The sequence below is a fragment of the Singulisphaera rosea genome (genome assembly GCF_054877945.1).
This window is the reverse complement of the sequence record NZ_JBTYIP020000019.1, coordinates 68,766-92,350: the sequence shown is the minus strand read 5'-3', so window position 1 is coordinate 92,350 and position 23,585 is coordinate 68,766. Positions and strand designations below refer to the sequence as shown.

The window sequence follows — 23,585 nt, the reverse complement described above, 5'->3', positions numbered from 1 at the left end:
GGTTCCGAAGGGAGCAACCACGATGGCCAACACGGCGACACCGACCCTTGTGCCTTCAGCGCTGACGCCCGACGACGCGGACCTGACCGCGGAGGGACCCCAGACGATCCGGGTCTCGATCGTCATCCCCGTTTACAACGAGTTCCGGAGCCTGACTCAGGTGCTGGAACGGGTAGTGGACGCCCCCTTGCCCTCCGGATGCGTCAAGGAGGTGATCGTCGTCGACGACGGCTCCACCGACGGCACGACGGACCTGCTCGACCGTTGCGCCGATCCGTCCGTCGTCCGCGTCCATCATTCGGTCGTGAACTTCGGAAAGGGCGCGGCGCTCCGCGTCGGGATCGCCAAGGCGACGGGAGACATTATCCTCGTCCAGGACGGCGACCTCGAGTACGACCCGCGAGACTACCTGGCCTTGCTCGAACCGATCGTGGCAGGGGCCGCCGACGTGGTCTACGGGTCGCGGTTCCGTTCGAGGCCCCAGGGGATGAAGCTGGCCAACTGGCTGGCCAACAAGGTGCTCACGAGCACGACGAACCTCCTCTACGGCGCGAGGATCACCGACGAGGCCACGGCGTATAAGGCGTTCCGGGCCGACGTGCTCAGGTCCATCCGGCTGCGATGCCTCCGGTTCGAGTTCTGCCCGGAGGTCACGGCCAAGGTACGTCGGCTCGGGCACGCGATCCACGAAGTGCCGATCTCGTACCACGCCCGAGGGATCGACGAAGGGAAGAAGATCCGCTGGTGGGACGGCGTGGAGGCGCTCTGGGCCCTGATCAAATACCGCGTCGTCCCGCTCCGCTCATGTCGAACCGCCGCACGAACCGGCGAGGAGCCCCGGTCATGACGCGCCCGTTCTCGGTCGCACACGTCGTGCTGTCGCTCGACGTCGGAGGCCTGGAGCGCGTCGTCCTGAGCCTGGTCCGCGCCGGCTGCGAACTTGGGCATCGCGTGGCGGTGATCTGCCTGGAACGTCCGGGGCGACTCGCCCCCGAGGCCGAGCGGGCCGGGGCCCAAGTTACTTGCGTGAACAAGCCCCCAGGACTCCGCCCTGACACCATCGGGAGACTCTATTCGATGATTCGTTCCCTGGGCCCCGATGTCGTGCATACCCACCAGGTCGGTGCACTTCTCTATGCGGGGCTCGCGACGCCCCGCCCCGTCGTCCACACCCAGCACGGCCGCGAGATCCTGTGGAGCCCGCGCCGAAGACTCCTCGCACGCCTGGCCTCCGCTCGGGCCGCTCGCTTCATCTGTGTGTCGCAAGGTCTCGCCCGGGAAGTGGCCGACGGCCGGTTGGTCCCGCGTCGTAAGCTCCGGGTCGTCCCGAACGGCATCCCTCGCGACGCCGAAAGAGACCGCGAGGGGGGCGACGGCACGCCCGTCCGACGAGAGCTCGGTATTCCGGACGAGGCCCCGGTCGTGGGCACGGTAGGCCGACTCGACGAGATCAAGCGACAGGACGACCTGATCCGAGCCCTGGCCCGGCTCGAGAATCACGCCACGGCCCCCCACCTGATCTTGGTAGGTGACGGGCCGGCGCTCGGACCATTGCAGACGCTCGCCCAGGACTCCGGGCTCGCGGACCGAGTCCACTTCGTCGGTTATCAGGAGCGGCCCGGCCGCTACCTGGCGGCCATGGACGTCTTCGCCCTCTCGAGCCGGTCCGAGGGGATGCCTCTGGCCGTTCTCGAGGCGTGGGCGGTCGGGCTGCCCGTGGTCGCCACCCGAGTCGGCGGGCTCCCCGAAATGGCCGGCGACGACGCCGCGGTCCTGGTCGAGCCGGGAGACGTCGACGCCCTGGCGACCTCGCTCAACGGAGTGCTCGCCGACCGTGGACTCGCCCAGACACTGGGACTCGCGGGCCGGGCCCGTGTCACGTCCCTCTTCGGCATAGACGCCATGGCCGACGCCTACCAGCGTCAATACCACGAGGTCCTGGGGGCGAGTCATGCGGATCCTGGCGATCACAAACCTCTTTCCTAACCCGTACCAGCCCTCCCGTGCTGCGTTCAACCGGCAGCAGCTCGCGTGGTTGGCACGGAGGCACGACGTCGAGGTGATCGCGCCAATCCTCTGGAGCGACGAGCTTCGGGCACGTCGAGATCAAGGTAACCGGCTGCGACCCGACCGGACCTCGGCCTGCGAAGGGATGGCGGTGCATCACCCCCGGTACATCTACCCGCCCAAGGTCTTTCGAAGCCTTTACGGGCGATGCTTCCGACGGTCAGTTCAGTCGACGTTCGACCGCGTCCTGGCCGCGTTCCGCCCGGACCTGCTGTTCGCACCGTGGGCCTACCCGGACGGGTGGGCGGCGGTGGAACTTGGGGAGCGTGAGGGGATCCCCGTCGTGGTCAAGGTCCACGGGTCCGATGTGAACAGCCTGGGCGCCCATCCCGCACGACGCGGCCCGACGCTCACCGGACTCCAACGGGCCGACCGCATCCTTGCCGTGAGCCAGGACCTGGCCGATCGAATGGTGGGCCTCGGAGTCCCGTCTCGACGCATCCGGGTCATCTACGACGGGATCGACTCCGAGCGATTTCACCCCGGACCAACCGGGGAGGCCCGCCGTCGACTCGGGCTCCCCGAGCGTGAGAAGACCATCCTGTTCGTCGGGAACCTCGTGCCGGTGAAAGGGCTCGACGTCCTCCTCGCCGCCTGCGACGAGCTTGCGAGGGCCGACGTCTCCTTCCGGCTCTACCTCGTCGGACAAGGCTCCCTCCGGTCTCGGCTCGAACGCCAGGCCGCTCAACTCGGGCTTGGCCAACGAGTGGTGTTCGCCGGAGCCATGCCCCACGACAAGCTCGCCGACTGGTATCGCGCGGCCGACTTGTTCGTCCTACCGAGCCGTTCCGAGGGGGTCCCGGTCGTCCTCCTGGAGGCCGCCGCCTGCGGCCTCCCCTTCGTCGCGTCCCACGTCGGCGGTATCCCCGAAATCACCCATCTCGGTGCCGCCCGGTTGGTCCCGCCGGGCGAGCCCGAAGCCCTGGCGGCGGCCATTCGCGACGGGCTGGCCGGCGCCTTCGACCAGATCACCGACGCCCCCGGGCCTCGAGGCCACGACGAGGTGGCCGCCGACCTGTCCGACCTCTTCGAGGACGTGGTGGATTCCAGCCGTCGGCCTTCCTCAACGGTGACCCCTTCTCACATTTAAAGGGACGCCCTCCCATGATCAATACGCCAACACTGGCCCAACGACCCGGGCTGGAAAACGACGACCCCCTCCGCGGCCGAGACGTGGTCTGCTTCAGCCACGATTGGAACGGCGACCCGTTGTCGAAGACCCATCTCATGAGGCTGCTGGCCCGGGAGAACCGCGTTCTCTGGGTCAACTCGATCGGCTACCGGGCCCCGACCGCCTCGCGAGCCGACGTCGGCCGTGCGTTCCACAAACTCGCCCAGGCGGCGAGCCCGATCCGCGAGGTGGAGCCGAACCTCTTCGTCCTCAGCCCGCTGTCCATCCCGTCCTACGGTCGACCGGCGGTCCGCGCCTTGAACCGACGGCTGCTCCGCTCCCAGGTCGTGCGGGCGATGCGCAAGCTGAGGTTCCAAAATGTGATCAACTGGGTCTTCAACCCCGCGGCCTCGGTCATCGCGGGTGCACTCGACGAAGATATCTTGATCTATCACTGCGTCGACGAATACACGGCCTTCTCGGGCGTCGACCCCAAGGCCCTCGGCTCGCTCGAGGACGACCTCCTCGCCCGAGCCGACCTGGTCATGGTCTCGGCCGACTCGCTCGTGGACACCAAGACTCGCGACGGTCGTCGCCCCCTTCTGGTCAGGCACGGGGTGGACCACGACCACTTCCGCAAGGCCCTCGACTCGGAGACACGAGTTCCCGAGTCCATAGCGAACCTGCCCAGGCCGATCCTGGGATTCTTCGGGCTCGTCGCCGACTGGGTCGATGTCGACTTGATGGCGAGGGTGGCCGACCGATATCCGGGCGGCTCGGTGGTCGTCCTGGGCCGGGCGACGACCGACGTGGGGGCGCTCACGGCTCGCCCGAACGTTCACATGCTCGGCCGCGTCCCTTATGCCGACTTGCCCGCCTACGCCAAAGGGTTCGACGTGGCGCTCATGCCATTCCGCCTAAACACGCTGACGCTCCACGCCAACCCGCTGAAGGTCCGCGAATACCTCGCGGCGGGCCTGCCCGTCGTCTCCACGGCGATCCCCGAAGTCGAGGCCGTGGGCCTCTGCCGGATCGCCCACGACGACGACGACTTCATCCGCGAGATCGAAGCGGCCCTGGCGGAAGGGCGGGGGCCTCGGCCTGAGCGGAGCGACGCGATCGCGCACGAGAGCTGGGCGGCACGGCTGGACGAGATCCGTGGCCACCTCGCGGCGCTCGGCTGCGTGGAAGGGGCGAGGGCCCGACGATGCCCGGCCTGATCGCCCTGATCCAATCGGACCTGCGCCGCAAGGCGACGTGGTGCTATGGGGCCGACCGCCCGGCGGACCGGCTGAAAGCCCTCCTCTCCGACGGCTCGGGCGCGATGATCGCGTACCGGCTGATGCAGTGGTCGAGGCGACGACGGCTCGTGCCTCTGGAGTGGATCTTCAACAAACTCAACGTCATCGCCTGCGGGTGCGTGATCGGCCGAGGGGCCGATTTCGGTCCCGGGCTCGTGCTCGTCCACTCGGGCGGCATCGTGATCAACGGCGCCGTCCGGGGCGGGTCCGACGTAACGATCGAGCACCAGGTCACGGTCGGGGCGGAGCGGGGCCTGTCGCCCCGGCTAGGCTCGGACGTGTTCCTGGGGGCGGGTGCCAAGGTCATCGGAGACGTGACCGTCGGCGACGGGGCGAAGGTCGGGGCGAACGCCGTGGTCGTGTGCGACATCCCCCCGGGTGCCACCGCCGTCGGGGTTCCGGCCCGGGTCATCCCCCAGAACGCCGGGGCCGCCCGCCGCGACGGGTCCCACACAAGTCCTCGGTTCCATTGAAGGGAAGGGTCGTGATGCGAGTCGCGAATTGGCCGCGGAAGGTCCTGCTGGCGGAATTCAACGAGATCACCTGGAGGCTGGTGGACCCGCTGATCGCACGCGGGGCTCTCCCGACGTTCGCGGCCTTCGCGGCCGGGGGCGCCCGGGGTACGCCGCTCGCGGCCGAGGTGGCGCCTGACCTCGACCCCTGGATCTCCTGGACCACGATCCATACCGGACGGCCCCAAAGCGAGCACGGCGTGCGCTTCCTCGAACAACCGCCCGAGACCGTGACCGGCCCTCGCGTGGCCGACCTCGCCGTCGACGCCGGACGTTCGGTCGGCGTCTTCGGCACGATCATGAGCTGGCCGCCTCGGCGCGATGCCCGCGGCTTCTGGGTCCCCTCGACCTTCTCGCCAGGTCCCGAGACCCACCCCGAGTCCTTGACCCCGTTGCAGGACTTGAACCTCTCGCAGACCCGCGGCCATTCCCCCACCGCCCGGGCGGTGGGCCGAGGCCGCACGGCCTCCCAACTCCTGAAACTCTTCCCGCTCGGCCTGAAACCGTCGACGGTTGCCCGGATCGCCAGCTTCCTCATCCGATCGCGGATGCAGCCCCATCGGGCGTGGGAGAAGGTTTCGATCCAGCCGCTCGTGAACCTCGACGTCTTCGAATCGCAATACCGACGCCACCGGCCCGACTTCGCGACGTTCCACTCCAACCATGCCGCCCACTACATGCACCGTTACTGGCGGGCGATGGATCCCGCACCGTTCCGGGTCAAACCGTCCTCCGAAGAGGTGCGCAAATACGGACCGGCCGTCGAGCACGGCTATCGCGTCTCCGACGAGTTGCTCCGCCGACTCTGGAGGTTGGCCGGGCCCGAGACGGTCGTCATGGTGGCCTCGGGGCTCGGCCAGCAGCCCTACGACGCCCCGGAATTCGCCGAAGGCCGGAGGGTCCTGCGCCTGCGTGACATCGGAGTCATCCTCGAGCTCTGCGGCCTCGTCGGACACGCCACGGCCCTCTCGATGATGGCCCCGCAGTGGAACTTGCGGATCCCGGATCCGGAGCGGCGGGCCCGCGCCGTGGAAGTCCTCGGGCGTGCCTGGGCCGGCGACCCGGAGACCCGCCTCTTCGCCCTCGAGGTCGTCGGCGACACGATCAACTTCAACGTCGTCCAGAAAATTCAGAAGGCAGTCGGACCCGAGACGCCCTGCGTCTTCCCGATCCCGGACGGTCGGAAGTTCGCCTTCGGGGAACTGTGCGCGTCCCAAGACCCGACGCCCAAAGAGGGGGTCCACGACCGGGCCGGGATGCTCCTGATGCGCGGGCCGGGCATCCGACCCGGAGCGGTGATCGAAGAGTGTTCCAATCTGGATCTCGCACCGACGATGCTTCATCTGCTGGGCCTCCCCGTGCCGCCGACGATGTCGGGCCGGGTCCTGCGCGAGGCATTCACGCCCACGTCGACGACCGTGGCGCCGACGACGCGACCGGCGACGGCCGCCGCCTCGACATGAGGATAGATAGACATCTCACCCGGGGATGAGTGTCCCCGAAGGGCGCCCTCCTCCCATCCTGTTTCGCCCTGCGTTCAGCCTCCTGCTGGGGGTCAAGACACTGGGAGTGAGGTCGCTCGCGCCTCCTGCGACCGGGCCGCCGACCGCATCTGCGGCGGCCATATCAACAAGCATCGCAAAATTACTCGAGAGAATCGCCGTCGATTAAGGAGCCGACATGCCGATCGCGCCGGGATTAATCGAAGGCACGTTTTGGGCCTGCTCGGGGGGTATCGCATACGCCTACCTGGGTTATCCGGTGCTGATCGGCGCGCTGTCCCGGTGCTTCGGCCGGTCGCCGACGGTCCGACGGGTCTCGGACGGTGACTTGCCAAGACTCGCCCTGGTCATCGCGGCTCATAACGAGGAGGACGTCATCCAGGACCGCCTCCGCAACGCCCTGGAGTTGGACTACCCGAAGGACCGCCTCCAGATCGTGGTGGCCTCGGACGCGAGTACCGACCTTACGCCCGAGATCGTCGGCCGCTTCGCCGACCACGGCGTCCGCCTGATCCACGACCCGACCCGCCGCGGCAAGGCGGCCGTCCTGAATCGAACGATGGCGGGGATCGACGCGGACGTGGTCATCCTCTCGGACGCCAACACGCATTTCGCGCCGGACGCCGCTCGGCAGATGGCGCGTTGGTTCGGCGACGAACGGATCGGGGTCGTCTGCGGCAGGCTCCACCTCAGGGACCCGGAGACCGGGCGGAACGTCGACGGACTCTACTGGAAATATGAGAACAGCCTCAAGCGATCCGAGGCGAGACTCGGCGCTCTGCTCGGCGCCAACGGGGCCATCTACGCGATTCGACGCGACGCCTTCGTCCCCATCCCCGACGGGACGATCGTCGACGACTTCGTCATCCCCCTGGTCTCGCACCTCCGCACGGGCCTCGTGTTGATTTACGACGAGGAGGCCCGAGCCTTCGAGGAAACGCCTCCCCGGATCGGCTCGGAGTTCCGTCGTCGATGCCGGATCGGCACGGGCGACTTCCAGAGCCTCGGGCTGCTCTGGCCCTTGCTCGACCCTCGTCGGGGTTGGGTCGCGCTGGCGTTCGCTTCGCACAAGGTTCTCCGCTGGGCCTGCCCGTTCCTGCTGCTCGGCATGCTGGCAACGTCTCTCGCCTTGCGGCATGAATCCCCCTATCGGGAGGCAATCGTCCTGCAGGCGGCCTTCTACGCCCTCGCCCTGGCGATGGCCCTCGCGCCGGCCGGTCCCCGGATCCTCCGGCCGTTCCGGCTCGCATCGATGTTCACCGGGATGAATGCGGCTCTCCTGATCGGGTTCGTCCGTTGGGTGCTTGGTAGGCACTCGGGCACGTGGTCGCGGACCGACCGTCTCGGCGGTGCGGGAGGTGCTTCGCGATGAAGCTCCCTCAAGTCTCCACCCTCCGAGGCATGAGCCGCTGGCTGCCGTCGTACCTCGCCTCGGCCGGACGTCGCGGTCTGCCCCGTGCGGGTGAGCCCGTCCACCTGCTGCTCTGCCTGGCCGACCACTACGAACCGAAGGCGGGGGGAGCCTCCGTGGCCCGTGCCCGCTCCCGGGTGCAGCGCTGGGTCGAGGAGTACCCTCGGCAGTTCGGCTCGATGGCCGACAGTGACGGCCGGGCCCCACAGCACACCTTCTTTCACCCCCTGGAGGAATACGACCCCGAGCACCTCGACGGACTCGCCGAACTCTGCCGAGCTGGCTTCGGAGAAGTCGAGGTCCACCTCCATCACGACTGCGACACATCGAGCGTCCTTCGCCGACGCCTCGTGAACCACGCCGAAACGCTGGCCTCCCGCCACCAACTCCTCTCCGTGGAGCGTTCGTCGGGCGAGTTGCGTTACGGCTTCATCCACGGGAACTGGGCGTTGGACAACTCGCGGCCGGACGGGCGCTGGTGCGGCGTGAACGACGAGTTGGACGTGCTCCGCGAGACAGGTTGCTACGCGGACTTCACCCTCCCCTCGGCGCCAAGCCTCACGCAGACGCGCACGATCAATCAGGTGTACTACGCGCAGGACGACCCCGATCGGCCGAAGTCTCACGATCGTGGCGTCCCCATCGGGCTCGGCCCGGCGCCTGAGCGGTCGCTCCTCTTGATCCAAGGCCCGCTCGTGCTCGACTGGCGTCGACGCAAGCTCGGCCTGCTCCCTCGCCTGGAAAACGGCTGTATCCAGGCGAACCAGCCGGCCCGGATCGACCGCCTCGACGCCTGGCTACGGGCCCGGGTCCAGGTAGCGGCCCGACCGGATTGGTTCTTCGTGAAGCTCTACACCCACGGCGCTCCGGAGTCCAACGCCGCGACGCTGCTCGGCGAGACCCAGGTCGAGTTCCACGAGGCCCTGGCGCGCCGGGCCGCACACGATACGGCGTTTCGCTACCACTACGTAACCGCACGGGAGATGTACAACCTTGCAATCGCCGCCGCGTCCGGATGGTCGGGTTCGGTCGACGACGCGAGGGACTTCCGCCTCCTGCCCTTCGACTCATCCCGATTTCCCCTAACCACTCGCCCCCCAAACCTCTCAATCTCCAAATGAACGATCTCACCCTGCCCGGAGGAGGCACCGTGATCGGACGTAATGGTACCGCGAGCCTGAGGCTCACCGACGAGTTTCCCGACGGGGCGAAGGCCCGGTCGATCCGCCAAGGGGCGTTGGAGAAGATGTCCCTTCGAGAGGCGATAGTCGGCGTAATCGGCCTCGGCTACGTCGGACTCCCGCTGGCCCGGACCTTCTCCCGAGCCGGATTCCGCGTGCTGGGGTTCGACCTCGACGCGGCCAAGGTCCACAAACTCCGCGAGGGGCGCAGCTACATCGCGTCGGTCCCCGACGAGACGATCGGGGAAATGAGCCGGCAAGGGTTCGAAGCGACGGACCACTTCTCCCGACTCGACGAACCTGACGCGATCCTCATCTGCGTCCCCACCCCCCTGACGGAGGCCCGCGAGCCCGACCTGACCTTCGTGATCGACTCGGCCGTGGACATCGCCGAACAACTCCGCCCCGGCCAGATTGTGGTGCTGGAGAGCACCACCTACCCCGGCACGACGCGTGATGTGGTCCGACCGATCCTGGAGGCGTCCGGGCTGCGCTCGGGCAAAGACTTCTTCCTCGCGTTCAGCCCCGAACGAGAGGATCCCGGGAACCCCAATCACACCGGCCCGAGCATCCCCAAGGTCGTGGGAGGGTGCGACGCGCCGAGCCAGGAGATCGCCCTCGCCCTTTACAAAGAGGCGATGGAGAAGGTCGTCCCGGTCTCCTCCTGCGAAGTGGCCGAGGCGTGCAAGATCCTGGAGAACACCTATCGCGCCGTGAACATCGCGATGATCAACGAAATGAAGATCATCTTCGGCCGGATGGGTATCGATGTCTGGGAGGTGATCGACGCCGCCAAGACCAAACCGTTCGGGTTCCAGCCGTTCTACCCGGGCCCAGGTCTGGGTGGCCATTGCATCCCGGTCGACCCCTTCTACCTCACCTGGATAGCCCGGAAATTCGGGGCACACACCCGGTTCATCGAGCTTGCGGGCGAGATCAACACCGCCATGCCGGCCCACGTCCTCGACCGGACGGCGGAGGCCCTCAACGAACGGGGCAAGCCCGTCAAGGGGAGCGCCATCACCCTGCTGGGCATGGCGTACAAGCGAGATATCGACGATCCCCGCGAGTCCCCGGGCTTCGAGTTGTTGCATAGCCTCCGCAGCCTCGGCGCGGTCGTCTCTTACAACGACCCGCACATCCCCATCCTCCCGAACATGCGGCGCCACCCGCACCTCCGCCTCTCCAGTTCGGACCTCACCCCGGAGTTCCTGGCCGCGCAGGACTGCGTGATCATCGTCACCGACCACTCGGCCTACAACTGGCCATGGATCGTCGAACATTCCCAATTGGTGGTCGATACTCGCGGCGCCACGAGGGGAGTGTCCGCCTGCCGCGAGCGGGTTGTAACGGCCTGACCCGCGAGGGTCTCCGACCGGCGCGGCCTCGTTACGAGAGGAGGCGCAAAGGATGTTCGAGAGCCCGTCCCGCTTCGAACGAAGCGGCGAGTCATGGGCAAGTCAACCAAACGATGCCTCGCCCGCCGGGCGAAGGCAACCCCGTGGCGACAGGCCGCCGCGGCGGGGTTCCAGTGAGCCAAGCGGCCCTCGGAGATGCGGACAATGAACAAGCTCCTTCTCAGTTTGGCGATCGGCATCGCCTTGACGGCGGGGCAGATCGCCCATGCCGAACCGATCCTCGACTTCGGCGTGGTCACCCCGACCCCATCCCCGCCCGCCAAGATCTCCTTCGCCGGCGGGGCCACTCCCCTCGTCGGTACGGGAATCCAGGTCGACAACGTGGTCGGACTCGACACGCCACTGCACGACCAGGTGCTAACGCTCCTCACGAGCGGCGTCCTGTCGTTCACCACCGGTAACTTCACGGGAGCCTCCGGAGGAATCTGGAACTTCGGGTCAGGCGGGAATATCACGATCATGGGGGACGACGGCTTCGGCCCTCCTGGCGTGACGGCCCTCATGACCGGTTCGTTCCTGTCCGCCACGGTGATCTCGGTCGGCGGCACGGCCAAGATCGCCGGGTCGGCCTTCCTGAACATCGTGGATCCCGATCTGGCCGCCTACTACGGGCTGGCCGGGGGGGCGACTGTCCCCTTCGCGGGTGCGTTCAACATTCAGTTCCGAGCGAACGCAACGCCTCCGGGCGCGTTCACGAGCACGATCGTCCTCTCCGGCGACATCACCACGAGCCCTGCCCCCGAGCCGGGGACGCTGGCCTTGGCCGGCGTTGCTTTGGTCGGTGGCACCTTGTGGGGTCGACGCCGGACCCGCCAAGTCGTCATCGCCTAACCGGCATGCCGTCGCAAGCTCGATATCCCTTGGTGTTTCTCACCGACGGGTGTGTTCCTCACGGGACACGCCCGGTTTTTGTTCCTTTGATGATCCCCGCAGGCCCCAGTCGACCCGTGTCGCGTCGGGCGCAGGGTTGGGAGGCAGACCGCTCATGAAGCGCCGACTGAACGGGAAAGTGCTGGCGGCCCTCGTTCTCGTGGTTACCGTCAGCGGGGGTGCCATCCACACCTGGCATCGTTACCAGGTCCGGCGAACCGCCGGCCATCTGATCGTCAGGGCCACCGCCGATGAGGCCGCCGGGCGCGACCGGGAGGCGTTATTGGCCCTGAACCACTACCTGGCCCTCAGGCCCGCCGACGTCGACGCACTCGTCCGACTCGTGTCGATCCTCGAGCGTTCCGCCCATTCGCTGGCGGAGCGGGAAAAACTCCTGGCGGGGTTCGAACAAATACTCCGACGCGACCCGAACCGTACCGCGATCCGCCGACGCCTGGTCCGATTGGCGATGGAACCCGACCTTCACCGGTACGCCCAGGCGGAACCCCAACTCCGCATCCTGCTCGAGGAGACGCCAACGGATGGTGAACTCGAGGGGCAGCTCGGCCGATGCGAGGAAGAGGCGGCCCGCTACCCCGAAGCGGCGAAACTCTACGAACTCGCCATAACGCACACCCCGTCGAAGGTCGAGCCCTATCGCCGGCTCGCCTTGTTGCTGCGCGACCGGCTCAACGACCCCGCGAAGGCCGAACAGGTCGTCAACGCCATGGTCGCGGCCAACCCGAAGTCATTCCGCGCCTATCTGACACGCGCCGAGATGGACGAACGATCAAACCCCACGCAGGCCGTCGAGGACGTGGTCCAGGCCGCCAAGCTCGCCCCCGATGAGGCCGACGTGATCCTCGCCTCGGCCGGCACGGCCCCTGCCCCGGAGCAAGCCCGGGCATTGCTCGAACGCGGGATCTCCAGATTTCCCAGCGACTCGCGCATGTACCGCCGCATGGCTGGGCTGGAGTTGAGAACGGGCCGAGGTGATGCCGCTCTCGACACGCTCCGCCGCGGCCTGGAGGCCCTTCCCGACGACCCCGAATTGCGGTTAGCTCGGTCCGACACGCTCGTCCAACTCGGTCGACTCGACGAAGCGAAAAAAGAGATCGCGCGACTACGCCACGAAGAATTCCCGACCCCACCTCTGGACCTCCTCGTCGCACGGATCGCGAGCGCGACCGGCCGTTGGCGTGAGGCCGCCGATACTCTGGAAAAGACCTTACCCACATTGGAAGCGGTCGTCGCGGAAGCTCGGCCGAAGCTCGCCGTCGAGACGAACCTCCGCCTGTCCGAATGTTACGACAAGCTCGGCCAGCCGGAGTTGCGGCTCGCGGCCTGCCGGCGAGTCCTCGCGCTCGAGCCCCGCAACCGGGCGGCCATCTCGGGACACGCCGCCGCCCTCACGCAGATGGGCCGGGTCGACGAAGCCCTCGCCGAACTACGCGCACTCCTCGCCGAGTGGCCGGAAGCCGGGCTCCAGCTCACCCGACTGTGGATCGATCGTAACCGAGCACTCCCACAGCCGAAACGCCAGTGGTCGGAAGCCGAGAAGGCGTTGAGCCGCGTGGAGAAGGCGATGCCCCACTCGCTCGGTTGGGCCTTGATGCGTGCCGAGATTTATGCCGAGCAGGGGAAGATCGACGCCGCGAATGCTTGCCTAAATCGGGTATCCGCCGAGCACCCCGACCGCCTCGAACCCTGGCTCTGCCGCGCCGCCCTGAGCGAAAAGGCGGCCGGCCCGTCCGCCGCCCTTCAGATCCTTGACGAAGCCCGCTCGAGGTTCGGCGATCTCGTCAGCCTTCGCCTGGCCAAGGCGGATTGTCTGGGACGCGTCGGAGGCGCCAATGCAAAGACGGAGCTGAACCGTCTTTCGGAGGGCCTCGAGACCTATTCGGACTCGGACCAGGACCAGGTCCTCGGCCAGCTCGCCGAAGTTCACCAGCGACTCGGAGACCTCGATGGCGCCCGGCAGCTTTGGGCTCGCCTTGCCGGTCGCAAGCCCAGCGATCCCGACGCGGAGGCCCGACTCTTCGACCTCGCGATGAGCGCGGGCGATCGGGCCGCCGCCGCTCGCAGCGTCGAGGCCTTGCGCCGCGCCGAAGGCCCCGAGGGCACCCACTGGCGATTCGCGGAAGCCAGCCTTGATCTGGCCCGAGCTCGCACCGACCGAACCGGCGCGACAGATCTGAGTGCGGCCCGCACGCGGGTCGCCGAGATCGTGGCACGTCGGCCGACCTGGCCGAGGGCCGCCATGCTCGAAGGGGAAATCGCCGAGCAACTGGGTGAACGCGACCGGGCTATCGAGGCGTACCGACGAGCCTTCGACCTCGGCGAGCGCTCCCCAACGCTCGTGGGTAGGCTTGCCGAACGCTTGCTCGAAGCAGGACGTCTCAATGATTCGAGGGACATTCTGAGACTGGCCTCGGATGGTCGGGTCGAAGCAGGGTCCGTCGCGCGAGCCTCGGCGGAATTGGCGCTCCGCGAAGGGAATCTCACGCGTGCCAAGGAGTCGGCCCGCCGAGTGGTCGCCGACCCGGCTGCCGGCCCTGCCGAATTCGTCTGGCTCGGGGAATTCCTCGAACGTTCCGGGGAAGCCAGCCAGGCCGAAACGATGCTCCGAAGGGCCGTCGAGCGGTCGGGAGACAGTGCTGAGGCGCGGCTCGCCCTGGTCCGCTACCTCGCCCGCGCCGGCCGCAAGGTCGACGCGGAACGTGCCCTTCGCGAGGCTGAAGCGGCACTCCAACCCGGGATCGCCTACCCCGTGCTCGCCCTCTGCGACGAAGCCATCGCCGAGTACGACCGCGCCGAAAAGCGCCACCGACAGGCGCTGGCCGCCGGCTCAGGCGCCGACGTCGGCGAACCCGCCATCGCATTCGGGGAATTCCTCGTGCGGAGGAGCCGCTTCCCCGAGGCACAGCCCATCCTCCGCCACGCCGCCACATCGTTGGAGGGCAAGGGCGCATTGCTCACGAGGGCCCGTCGGGCGCTGGCAGCCACATTAATCGCCACCCCGGATTATCGATCCCGCCGTGAGGCCCTCGGCTTGATCGCCCAGAATCTCGAACACGGCGGAACGGTCGAGGACTACCGCCTCCGAGCGATCGGCTTGGCCTCGCAGCCGGACTCGATAAGCGAAGCCATTCGTGCCTTCGACGACCTCGAGAGGTTCCGCGTCCTGTCGCCGGACGAACGCGTCATCGCCGCGAGGCTTCGCGCCTCCGGGGGGGATTGGAACGCGTCCCTCGCCGGGCTCCAGCGGTTGGTCCGCGACCGCCCGAAAGACCCGGTCGCCCTCATCTCACTGATTGAGGCACGCCTCCAACGGGGCGAGCCCGACGCCGCCCGCGCGCCCCTCGCAGTCCTCGAAGAGGTCGAACCGAAGTCCTATCGAACCGGAGAACTGCGGGCACGACTCCTCGCCGCCGACAAGAAGGTCGACGAGGCGACGACCCGATTGCTGGCCCTGTCACGAGGCCCGGGCGCCTCGCTGGCCCGAGTCGCGGAGGTCCTGGAGTCCTGGGGCCGATTTGCGGAGGCCGAAGCCCTCCTGCGCGACCTGGCCGCCCATCCGACCCGTCCGGAAGACAGCCTCCTGCTCGCGAGCTTCCTGGTCAGGCGCGATCGGCCCTCAGAAGCCCTCGACATCTGTGCCCGCCTTTGGGGCGTCTGCAAGCCCGAAGCGGTCGCCGCCGTCTGCCTCCATGTGATGACCGCGAAGTCCTCGGGCGATCGCGAGGGCCGTCTCGCAGTCGACCAGGTCTCCAAGGCCATTGCGAAAACCCCGACTTCCACGCCACTCCTGGTCCGTTCCGCCATGCTCAACGACGCGTGCGGCCATCCCAAGGAGGCCGAGTCCCTCTACCGACGCGCCCTCGAGCTCGACCCCAAGAACGCCGTCACCCTGAACAACCTCGCCTGGCACGTCGCCATCCACGGCGGGAACGTCGAGGAGGCGTTGGCGCTCATCGGCCGAGCCTCCCAGCAGGTCGGCTTCCCCCCCGAACTGCTCGACACCAGGGCCATCGCCCTCCTGGAATCGGGACGAGTGGATCAGGCCATCAGCGACCTCGAGTCGTCACTCGCGATCCGCACGACGCCCTCCCGCTATTTCCACCTGGCCCGGGCCCAGATTCGTGCGAAGCGGATGGACGACGCCCGTCGCTCACTGAGCAAGGCGAACGAACTGGGCCTCGATCCGCATTCGCTCCTGCCCGCCGAGCGCGTCTTGCTGGACCATCTGGCCCGAGAGGTCCAGGAAAGCGAGTCGGCCTCGACGAAATCTTAAGCCTGACACGCGAGTTGAGGCCCTGCGGACACGTCACGCGGGCCTCGAGCGGGATTGGCAAATAACTCACCGGGATTCTTCCTCCGAGGTGAACTCGATGCGTCGCCACGAGATAAACGACGAGGACTGGGAACGGATCAAGGCCATGCTCCCCGGGCAGCACGGCGACCCTGGCGTAACGGCCAAGGACAATCGCCTGTTCATCAATGCCGTGCTCTGGATCGCCAAGACTCGCGCCCCTTGGCGCGACCTGCCCGAGCGGTTCGGACTTTGGGGCTCGGTCTGGAAGCGATTCGATCGCTGGGCCAAGAAGGGCGTGTGGCCGCCAGTCATCGAGGCGCTACGCGACCCGGACCTCAAGCGGACGATCCTCGACAACACACTTGTCCAGGCCCACCCGCATCCCTCCCAAGCCAAGAATGCCCGGAAGGCCGAGGATAACGAGGCGAGCCGGCATGAGTTGACACCGATCAATTCATTAACACACTGACCCAAGGCCCCCTGACAACGTTAACTTTCACATCTCATTGGCACAAGCTGTCCTGGAGGGTCCATACGGCCGACATCCTCAGCTCGTGCGAAAACCCGGCAACCGCCGGGTTTTTTCATGCGCCGACAGTGCTTACGACAACCGCCGGGACTCAAAGCGGAACGGCGCCACACCGGCCACGACGATCGTGACTCCGCCGTTCTACGAAAACATGTGTTATCTGAGACCTTGTCTTGTGATGTAACCCTCGCGGGGTATGCATCCGGTGGACATCGGCAAGGAGTCTCGGAATAGGGTCAGTCTGTTCGAGGACTTTTCGTCGATTCATACCAAGATGTCACGCACAACTTCACCATGCACATCGGTGAGGCGGAAGTCGCGGCCGGCGTAACGATAAGTGAGCTTGGTGTGATCGAAGCCCATCAGGTGGAGGATGGTGGCGTGGAGGTCGTGGACGTGCACGGGCTTCTCGACGGCCTGGTACCCGAACTCGTCGGTGGCGCCATGGACGATCCCCTTCTTTACGCCGGCTCCGGCTAGCCAGAGGGAGAATCCGTGGTGGTTATGGTCGCGGCCCTTGCCCGGCTTGCCGTTGACGAATTCGACGACCGGAGTGCGTCCGAACTCTCCCCCGCAGATCACTAAGGTCTCGTCGAGGAGCCCGCGCTGCTTGAGGTCGCTCAGGAGCGCCGCGATCGGCTGGTCGCATTGTCCGGCCACTTTGCGGTGGTTGTCCGTGACGTCGCTGTGGGCATCCCAGGGCTGGACGTCGCCGTGGAAGAGTTGGACGACCCGGACTCCACGTTCGATCAGACGTCGGGCGATCAAGAGCTGCCTCGCCTGGATACCCGGGCCGTAGGCGTCCTGGACATATTGCGGCTCTCGGCTGACGTCGAAGGCATCGGTCGCGACCGTTTGCATGCGGTAGGCGAGCTCGAAGTTGGCGATGCGAGCCTCCAGCGCATCGTCCTCGGCTCGAGGACGCTGGTGCATCCGGTTGAGGTCCGTCAACAGGTCGAGTTGCCGACGCTGATCCGGCCGAGACACCGTCGAGTTGTGGATGTTCTCGATCAGCTCCTCGACCCGGTCGCGTCGGGTATCGATGTAGGTCCCCTGGTAGACGCCCGGGAGGAACGCGGATCTCCAGTTGGCGACATCGGCGTACGGCAAACCCGGGCACATGACGATATAACCGGGAAGATTTTCATTTTCGCTGCCAAGGCCGTAAGTGAGCCACGCTCCCAAGCTCGGTCGCGAGAGACGCCCGTCGCCGCAGTTCATCATCCGCATCGACTGATCATGATTGGGCGCGTCGGTCCTCATCGATCGGATCACGCACAAGTCGTCCACATGCTGAGCGGTCCGTGCGAAGATCTCGCTGAACTCGATCCCGCTCTGGCCGTACTTCTGGAAGCGGAACGGGGAGGGCAACGCGGCCCCGGTCTTGCGCTCGGTCGACACATTCGTCAGCGGGAGCGTCTTGCCCTCGTACTTCGCCAGGAGCGGCTTGGGATCGAAGGTGTCGACCTGCGAAGGGCCGCCGTTGAGATAGATATGGATGATATGCTTGGCCTTGGCCGGGAAGTGCGAGACGCGGGGGGCCAGCGGATTGCCGATCGGAGGGCGAGCTCCGTCGGCATTCTCGGCCCCCGACGCCCGCCCCATGTGGCCGACATCACCGAGCAATCCGATCAGCCCGAGCATCCCCGTGCCCGTGCCAACCCGGCTGAGCACCTCTCGACGTGTGAGAATTCGGAGCGGATCCAATGTCATGAGCATCCCTTTCGAGTCGGTGCCGACGGGCGAGGAAGTCGAGGACGGCGAGAGTGCCGCCCGGAGGAACTCGCCGACCACGCCATTAATCTACAAACAAAAGTTCATTCGACATCAAGAGGACCTGGGCGAGTTGCTCCCAGCGGGACAACCGGCCGTCGCCCGTCCCGCCGACCGGCGGGGATGCGTCCGTAACGAAGCGAGCGGCGGCCTGGGCTTCTTCCGCGAGCGGGGGACGTGCCAGGGCCGCTCGGAAGAGGGATGCGACCCGCCCTTCGGTCGTCGAGCCGGACGCGACCTCGGGCCGAGCGGCCAAGGCCCTGGCTTGCTCGACGACGAAGGGGGCGTTCATGCTGAAGAGCGCCTGCTGCGGCACCGAGGTCCACGGTCGCCGCTCGGCCGACTGGTCCGGGCTGGCGAAATCGAAGGCGCGGAACATCGCCGGGAGGCTCTGGCGGTCGATCAGGCCATAGACCGTCCTCCTCGGATTCTTCGGGTCGCCCGCGACATCGACCGCCCGCCCTCCCCGCTTCAAATCCAACCGGCCCGAGACGAACAGGAGCGTGTCGCGCATCGACTCGAGGTCGAGCCGTTGCCGACGGAACCGCCAGAGCAGCCGGTTCTCGGGGTCGACGTGGCGACACTCGGGCCGGTCCGTGCTGGACTGCTGATACGTCCGCGAGAGCACGAGCAGCCGGTGCAACGCCTTGAGGGACCATCCCTCCTCCTGGAGCCGGGCCGCGAGGTAGTCGAGAAGGTCGGGGTGGCTCGGCGGTGCGCCTCGCGTACCGAAGTCGCTGGGAGTGGAGACCAGGGGCTCGCCGAAGTGGTGCATCCAGACCCGGTTCACGAGGACCCGACTGGTCAGAGGATTCTCGGGCGCGGTGATCGCCCGGGCGAGATCGAGGCGGCCGCTGCCGTTCGCGAACGGCCGGCGATCGGCCCCGGACACGATGCGGAGGAACTGGCGAGGGACGTGCTCGCCCGGCGTGGAGGCGTTGCCCCGCACGAAGATCCGCGGTTCGTGGAGCTGTCCCGAGTCGAGGAGAACCATGGCACGTGGCCATGCGTCCGCGGCCTTCACGGCCATCCGATCGAGCTCGATCATCTTGTTGTCGAAGACTTCTTTCTCGGTAATCGACAAATAATAGTAAGTTTGATTGTACGGGAAATAAGCGGGACTCTCATCGCCGGCAAGGATCGCGCGAATCTGCCGGGTTGCCTCCCCGATCGGTGCCTCGGCAACCTTCGATTCGGACGCTCGGGCGTCTTCGTCGGCCCGCCGGATCAGCTCGCCGTAGGCGCGGACGACGTCGGCCTTGGTTGCGAAACTCTCCCGTGCCAGGACTTCGGCGACCATCGGATTCAATTGCTCGGGGTTCGTGCCGGGGGGCCGCGATCTCCATCCGGCGAGTACGGCACGGGACTCTGCCGCGAAGTTGGCATCCGGAAGCGCGATCAAATCATGCCAAGGGCCGAAGACGGGATCGTCCGGACGCGACCGCTCCCTGAGGAAGCGGCGCCAACGCGTGAGGATCTGGCGTCGCAGGTCGTCCGGGCCCAGGGACGGGAAGTAGAAGGCCGTCTCCAAAGGGTCTGGGGCCGAGGTCGCCGCCTTGAGCATGTAGTCCGCCGTCCGTCGTCGCGCGGCCTCGGTCAGGAGCTTGTACTGGCCGTCCAGGAATTGGCGAAGCTCATTACGCTTCGCCTCCGCCTGCTGCTCGAAGGCGATCGGCGTGGGGCTGGACCCGGGGGGGTCGATCCTCGGGAGCTCGAGCGGCGGCTCGCTGCTGGCGAAGACCCCGTACAACGAATAATAGTCGGCCGTCGGGATCGCGTCGTACTTGTGGTCATGGCAGCGTGCGCAGGAGACCGTCAGGCCCAGGAATCCCCGGGTCACCGTGTCGATTCGGTCGTCGATCTGGTCGTGGATGTTGTTGTCGAACTGCTTGCCCACGGTCAGGAAACCCATCGCCGCCAGCCGCCAGGGCTGATCCTTGGGCGCGATCGAATCGGCCGCGAGCTGCTCCTGGACGAACCGGTCGAAGCCCATATCCTCGTTGAACGCGCGGACGACGTAGTCCCGATAGGTATACGCGTAGGGGAAGACCCTATCGTCACCATACATGAGCACACCGTCCTTGGTATCGGCGTACCGGGCGACGTCGAGCCAGTGCCGTCCCCACCGCTCGCCGTATTGCGGCGAGGCCAGGAGGCGATCGACGACTCGGGCGAAGGCATCCGGCGACCGGTCCGCCTCGAACGCCGCGATCTCCTCGGCGGTCGGGGGTAGTCCGACCAGGTCATAAGACGCCCGACGCAATAGCACGCGTCGATCGGCCGGCGGGGATGGGGTCAGCCCGGCCGCTTCGAGTCTCGCCAGGACGAACGAGTCGACCGGAGAGATCGGCCAATCGCGACGGAGCACCTCGGGTTCCGTCGGCTTGCGGACGGGCTGAAAGGCCCAGTGTCTGGCTGCGGCATCGAAGTCGATGCCGCCTCGCCTTACCGCTCCGGGACGCGAGGTCGAGGCCTCCGAGTCTTGCGGCATCACCGCGCCCGCTTTCACCCAACCCTCGAGCGCGGCGATCATCGCGTCCGGAAGCTTGCGCGCGGGGGGCATGCGCAGGGATTCATCCTGATAGCGAACCGCCGAGATGAGCAGGCTCGCTTCGACGTCGCCGGGGACGACCGCCGCTCCCATGTCGCCCCCCTTCCGCATCGAGTCCAGGCTGTCGAGCCGAAGGCCCCCCTTGAGGGACTCGGACCCCGCGGAGTGGCACTTGTAACAGTGCTCGACCAGGACGGGTCGCACCTTGTTTTCGAAGTCGTCGATGCTCGCGGTGCCGGGCTTCGGGAGATCGGCCCGGGTCGTCCCCACGGCCAGGAGTATCGGCCCGATGACGCAGGCTCTCGTTACGGCTCCGAGAAACCGACCGGACGACCGGGAGGGTTCGTCCGGCATCCCGTCGCATTGGTCAGGTTGGGGAGGCATGGGTCTGTCCCTCGAGGTCGTGGGGAACAACTCCGGCGAATCGATCGATCATCATGGGCGCACGGGGGCCCGGCCTCGCGTCCCCTCGTGACGAGAGGCATCGACCCCTCGGCGGTGGGAAGGCAAGGCGCAACGCTCCGGAACCGGGCGGCTCATCCGGGCCTAATCGACCGGTGGCGTCCGACGAAACGTCTCAACGAAACAACAAGACGATTTACAAAGAACAAGCTTCCTTGTTCGCTGGCATCGAATCCTGACCGGAGTTGTGATCGATGGCGGAGGTCGACGAGGTGCGGCAGGCTTCGTCAGTGGCCGATGAGCGGGCTGAGGGGGTCAAGGCCGTCCCGGGGACGAGCAGGGCGAATCCCATCATGAAAACAAATTGATTGATTCGAGGCGTGTGTCGGGGAGCGGCGTCCGCGGACCTCATGATCGACCGCAGGCGAAGCGCGGTGACTTCCATCGAGCGCACGCCCGGGAGTGAGGCGAGCGTCCACAAGCGGCCCTTCAGCTCGAGGACGCTCAACAAGGTCCTCGCGTAAATCACGGGCTTGCAATCGACGCCCGAGAGGACTTCCTGGTCGCAGCAACGCTCCCGTTCGCGGCTGGCCTGTTGGCTCGCCCACCAGATCAGCGGGTTGAACCACCAGATCAGTTGCGAGGCGAGTTGCAGCTTGCCCGCGAAGACATCACCCCTTCGGATGTGGATTAGTTCATGGGCGAGGACAAGCTCGACCTGGCGACGGGGCATGACGGAGAGGAGCGGTTCCGGGAGGAGGATTGCGTGTCGGAGCAGGCCGAAAGCGGCGGGGCCGATGGGCCTCGAGGTGACGACCAGGCGGACCGGTCCCTTCACACCCAACCGCCGCGACAGGCTCGCCGCTGCCGAGCGGTATCGTCGGTCCACGGTGAGCCGCGACCGGCGGATCAGGCTTGCGCAAACGACATGCTTCCCGACGACGATTCCGGAGCACAGGACGAATCCGGCGAACCAGACGAACAAGGCCGCGCGTTGGACGTGAATCCGAAGCCTCTCCTGGTCCCGGATGATCTTGCCCACGAAGCCGGCGACCTCGGCCTGTTCCGCACCCATCGCTACGGGACTCGCCCCCGGCGAAGGCGGCTCGATCCCCCCGCCGCGCGACCCAGACCCCACAGCCTCGGCGTTGGCGAGGGCCCAACTGAAAAAGCCCGTCGGGCTGCTCCACACCGGAGGCACGATCGACTTGACGACGATCAGCATCCAGAGGACGTAGGCCAACCGCGGCTGCTCCCGGCACCAGAGTCGCACGACCGCGCCGATGAGGATCGCCACGACCGTCACCTGCCAAACTTGGACCCACGCCAGGCGTGCCAGAGCGTCGAGATCGGGGCTCATCGCGACTCACCCTCCAGTTGATCCAGCAGTTCGCGGAGTTGTCGGACCTCGTCGCCCGACAGCCCTCGGTCATTGACCAGATGCTGGAAAAGCGGGAGGACCTGGCCGTCGAACAGCCGGTTCAGCAGGTCATCCATCACCTCGCCGATCACCTGTCCTGAACGGACGCTCGGCTTGTAGACGTTGCTCCTACCCTCGCGATGCGTCTCGAGATACCCCTTGGCTTCCAGGCGTCTCAGATAGGTTTGCACCGTCTTGAAGTCGAGGCCTCGGTCCGCGGGCAGGGTATCCAGAACCTGGCGGACGGTCGCCCCGCCGAGTTCCCAGACGATCCGCGCAATCTCAAGTTCCGACTTCGCGGGCACGGGACGTTTCGACATCTTCGGAGCCCCGGACGACGTTCATTTGAAAGCCATCTTAGCGTTCAATTGAACGCCGTCAACACTCGGCCGGGATTTTTCTTCGCCGACTAATCATGAATTCGCCTGACGCCACCGAAGCCGCATTTTCATGCACTCAATGCCGATTTGCCGGCGCCGAAATGAAAGTCGAATTCCTTGAAGCTCTTGACCACCTATCATCTAGTAGGTAAGATCCCATCAACGAGGGCGGAGAAATTGCAGAAGACGAGAGACTCAGGATTCGCTACGGATGGTCAGGAACGTCTCCCCTGACGTTCCGATCGGAGGAATCGAGCGATGAGCGAGCGTGACACGCGTAAAGAGTTGCTGGATCTGGCCGAGACCTTGGTACGGACGCGGGGGTATAACGGCTTCAGTTATCGCGACCTGGCCGAGCAAGTGGGGATCAAGACGGCGAGCATCCACTATCATTTCCCCACCAAGGGAGACCTGGGCAAAGCCTTGATCGAGAATGAGAGGAGGGTGTTCGCCAAGAACCTTGCGGATCTCGACGCCGTAGAGAAGGACCCGAGGCGCCGGCTGGAGGGCTTCCTCGAGCTCTTTCAGGCGACCACGATCGGCTGCGGCAACCGGATGTGCCTGGGGGCCATGCTCGCGGTCGAGCAGGAGACCTTGACAGACGCCGTGGGAGGGGAGGTCCGTCAGCTCTTCGCCGAGAACGAGGGCTGGCTCGCAAAGGTGCTCGAGGACGGGCGGAAGCTTCGGCAATTCCGGTTTAAAGGGCCCGCGGACTTAGCCGCTCGGGCCTTGTTCTCGTCGCTCGAAGGGGCCTTGCTGATCGCCAGGGCATTTCACGATATCGACCGCTTCGAGGCCACCTCCCGATGGATCCTCGAGGCCCTGATCGCCTGATTTTTTTT

Annotated in this window: 17 protein-coding genes; 13 read left to right on the top strand and 4 right to left on the bottom strand. The window is 66.6% G+C overall.

Features of this window, described 5'->3' with window-relative positions; genetic code table 11:
- Positions 1-22: 22 nt before the first annotated feature.
- The 12 genes from ACYOEI_RS26780 (at position 23) to ACYOEI_RS26725 (ending at position 16,157) form a co-directional block, all read left to right on the top strand.
- Positions 23-847 carry a glycosyltransferase family 2 protein gene (locus tag ACYOEI_RS26780; RefSeq protein WP_462852708.1) on the top strand — a complete coding sequence of 275 codons (825 nt, stop codon included), beginning with the start codon at positions 23-25 and terminating at the stop codon, positions 845-847.
- Positions 844-1,986, top strand: a complete 1,143-nt coding sequence (locus ACYOEI_RS26775; RefSeq protein WP_462852707.1) for a glycosyltransferase — start codon at positions 844-846, stop codon at positions 1,984-1,986. The genes ACYOEI_RS26780 and ACYOEI_RS26775 overlap by 4 nt, the downstream gene beginning before the upstream one ends.
- Positions 1,952-3,157, top strand: a complete 1,206-nt coding sequence (locus ACYOEI_RS26770) for a glycosyltransferase family 4 protein (protein ID WP_462852706.1) — start codon at positions 1,952-1,954, stop codon at positions 3,155-3,157. The genes ACYOEI_RS26775 and ACYOEI_RS26770 overlap by 35 nt, the downstream gene beginning before the upstream one ends.
- Before the next feature lie 14 nt (positions 3,158-3,171).
- Positions 3,172-4,398, top strand: a complete 1,227-nt coding sequence (locus ACYOEI_RS26765) for a glycosyltransferase (protein WP_462852705.1) — start codon at positions 3,172-3,174, stop codon at positions 4,396-4,398.
- On the top strand, positions 4,386-4,952 hold the full coding sequence (locus ACYOEI_RS26760) for a serine O-acetyltransferase (RefSeq protein WP_462852704.1): 567 nt from the start codon (positions 4,386-4,388) through the stop codon (positions 4,950-4,952). The genes ACYOEI_RS26765 and ACYOEI_RS26760 overlap by 13 nt, the downstream gene beginning before the upstream one ends.
- Before the next feature lie 14 nt (positions 4,953-4,966).
- On the top strand, positions 4,967-6,454 hold the full coding sequence (locus tag ACYOEI_RS26755) for a hypothetical protein (RefSeq protein WP_462852703.1): 1,488 nt from the start codon (positions 4,967-4,969) through the stop codon (positions 6,452-6,454).
- A 217-nt stretch (positions 6,455-6,671) separates the two neighbouring features.
- The gene (locus ACYOEI_RS26750; protein ID WP_462852702.1) at positions 6,672-7,865 is read left to right on the top strand and encodes a glycosyltransferase family 2 protein; all 1,194 of its coding nucleotides are present in this window, start codon (positions 6,672-6,674) and stop codon (positions 7,863-7,865) included.
- Positions 7,862-9,025, top strand: coding sequence for a hypothetical protein (locus tag ACYOEI_RS26745; protein WP_462852701.1), 1,164 nt, complete (start codon positions 7,862-7,864; stop codon positions 9,023-9,025). The genes ACYOEI_RS26750 and ACYOEI_RS26745 overlap by 4 nt, the downstream gene beginning before the upstream one ends.
- A gap of 125 nt (positions 9,026-9,150) precedes the next feature.
- Positions 9,151-10,443: a nucleotide sugar dehydrogenase gene (locus ACYOEI_RS26740; protein WP_462852799.1), complete on the top strand. Its 1,293-nt coding sequence runs from the start codon at positions 9,151-9,153 to the stop codon at positions 10,441-10,443.
- A 204-nt stretch (positions 10,444-10,647) separates the two neighbouring features.
- Complete coding sequence (locus tag ACYOEI_RS26735) at positions 10,648-11,334, top strand: PEP-CTERM sorting domain-containing protein (RefSeq protein ID WP_462852700.1); 687 nt, start codon at positions 10,648-10,650, stop codon at positions 11,332-11,334.
- Positions 11,335-11,488: 154 nt separating this feature from the next.
- Positions 11,489-15,667 (top strand): tetratricopeptide repeat protein, encoded by a 4,179-nt coding sequence (locus tag ACYOEI_RS26730; protein WP_462852699.1) that lies wholly within the window; start codon positions 11,489-11,491, stop codon positions 15,665-15,667.
- 97 nt (positions 15,668-15,764) lie between these two features.
- Positions 15,765-16,157 (top strand): IS5 family transposase, encoded by a 393-nt coding sequence (locus tag ACYOEI_RS26725; RefSeq protein ID WP_462852698.1) that lies wholly within the window; start codon positions 15,765-15,767, stop codon positions 16,155-16,157.
- A gap of 324 nt (positions 16,158-16,481) precedes the next feature.
- On the opposite strand, the gene ACYOEI_RS26720 is transcribed toward ACYOEI_RS26725, so the two are convergent.
- From ACYOEI_RS26720 to ACYOEI_RS26705, 4 genes are all read right to left on the bottom strand, one after another.
- Positions 16,482-17,936: a DUF1501 domain-containing protein gene (locus ACYOEI_RS26720; RefSeq protein WP_462852697.1), complete on the bottom strand. Its 1,455-nt coding sequence runs from the start codon at positions 17,934-17,936 to the stop codon at positions 16,482-16,484.
- A 79-nt stretch (positions 17,937-18,015) separates the two neighbouring features.
- The gene (locus tag ACYOEI_RS26715) at positions 18,016-20,925 is read right to left on the bottom strand and encodes a PSD1 and planctomycete cytochrome C domain-containing protein (RefSeq protein WP_462852696.1); all 2,910 of its coding nucleotides are present in this window, start codon (positions 20,923-20,925) and stop codon (positions 18,016-18,018) included.
- 214 nt (positions 20,926-21,139) lie between these two features.
- Positions 21,140-22,303, bottom strand: a complete 1,164-nt coding sequence (locus ACYOEI_RS26710; RefSeq protein WP_462852695.1) for a M56 family metallopeptidase — start codon at positions 22,301-22,303, stop codon at positions 21,140-21,142.
- A complete protein-coding gene (locus ACYOEI_RS26705) occupies positions 22,300-22,683 on the bottom strand; it encodes a BlaI/MecI/CopY family transcriptional regulator (protein WP_462852694.1) in 384 nt (127 codons plus the stop codon). Before ACYOEI_RS26705 ends, ACYOEI_RS26710 begins: the two co-directional genes overlap by 4 nt.
- Before the next feature lie 318 nt (positions 22,684-23,001).
- Here ACYOEI_RS26705 and ACYOEI_RS26700 point away from each other — a divergent pair, with 318 nt between their 5' ends.
- A complete protein-coding gene (locus ACYOEI_RS26700; RefSeq protein WP_462852693.1) occupies positions 23,002-23,577 on the top strand; it encodes a TetR/AcrR family transcriptional regulator in 576 nt (191 codons plus the stop codon).
- Positions 23,578-23,585 lie beyond the last annotated feature (8 nt).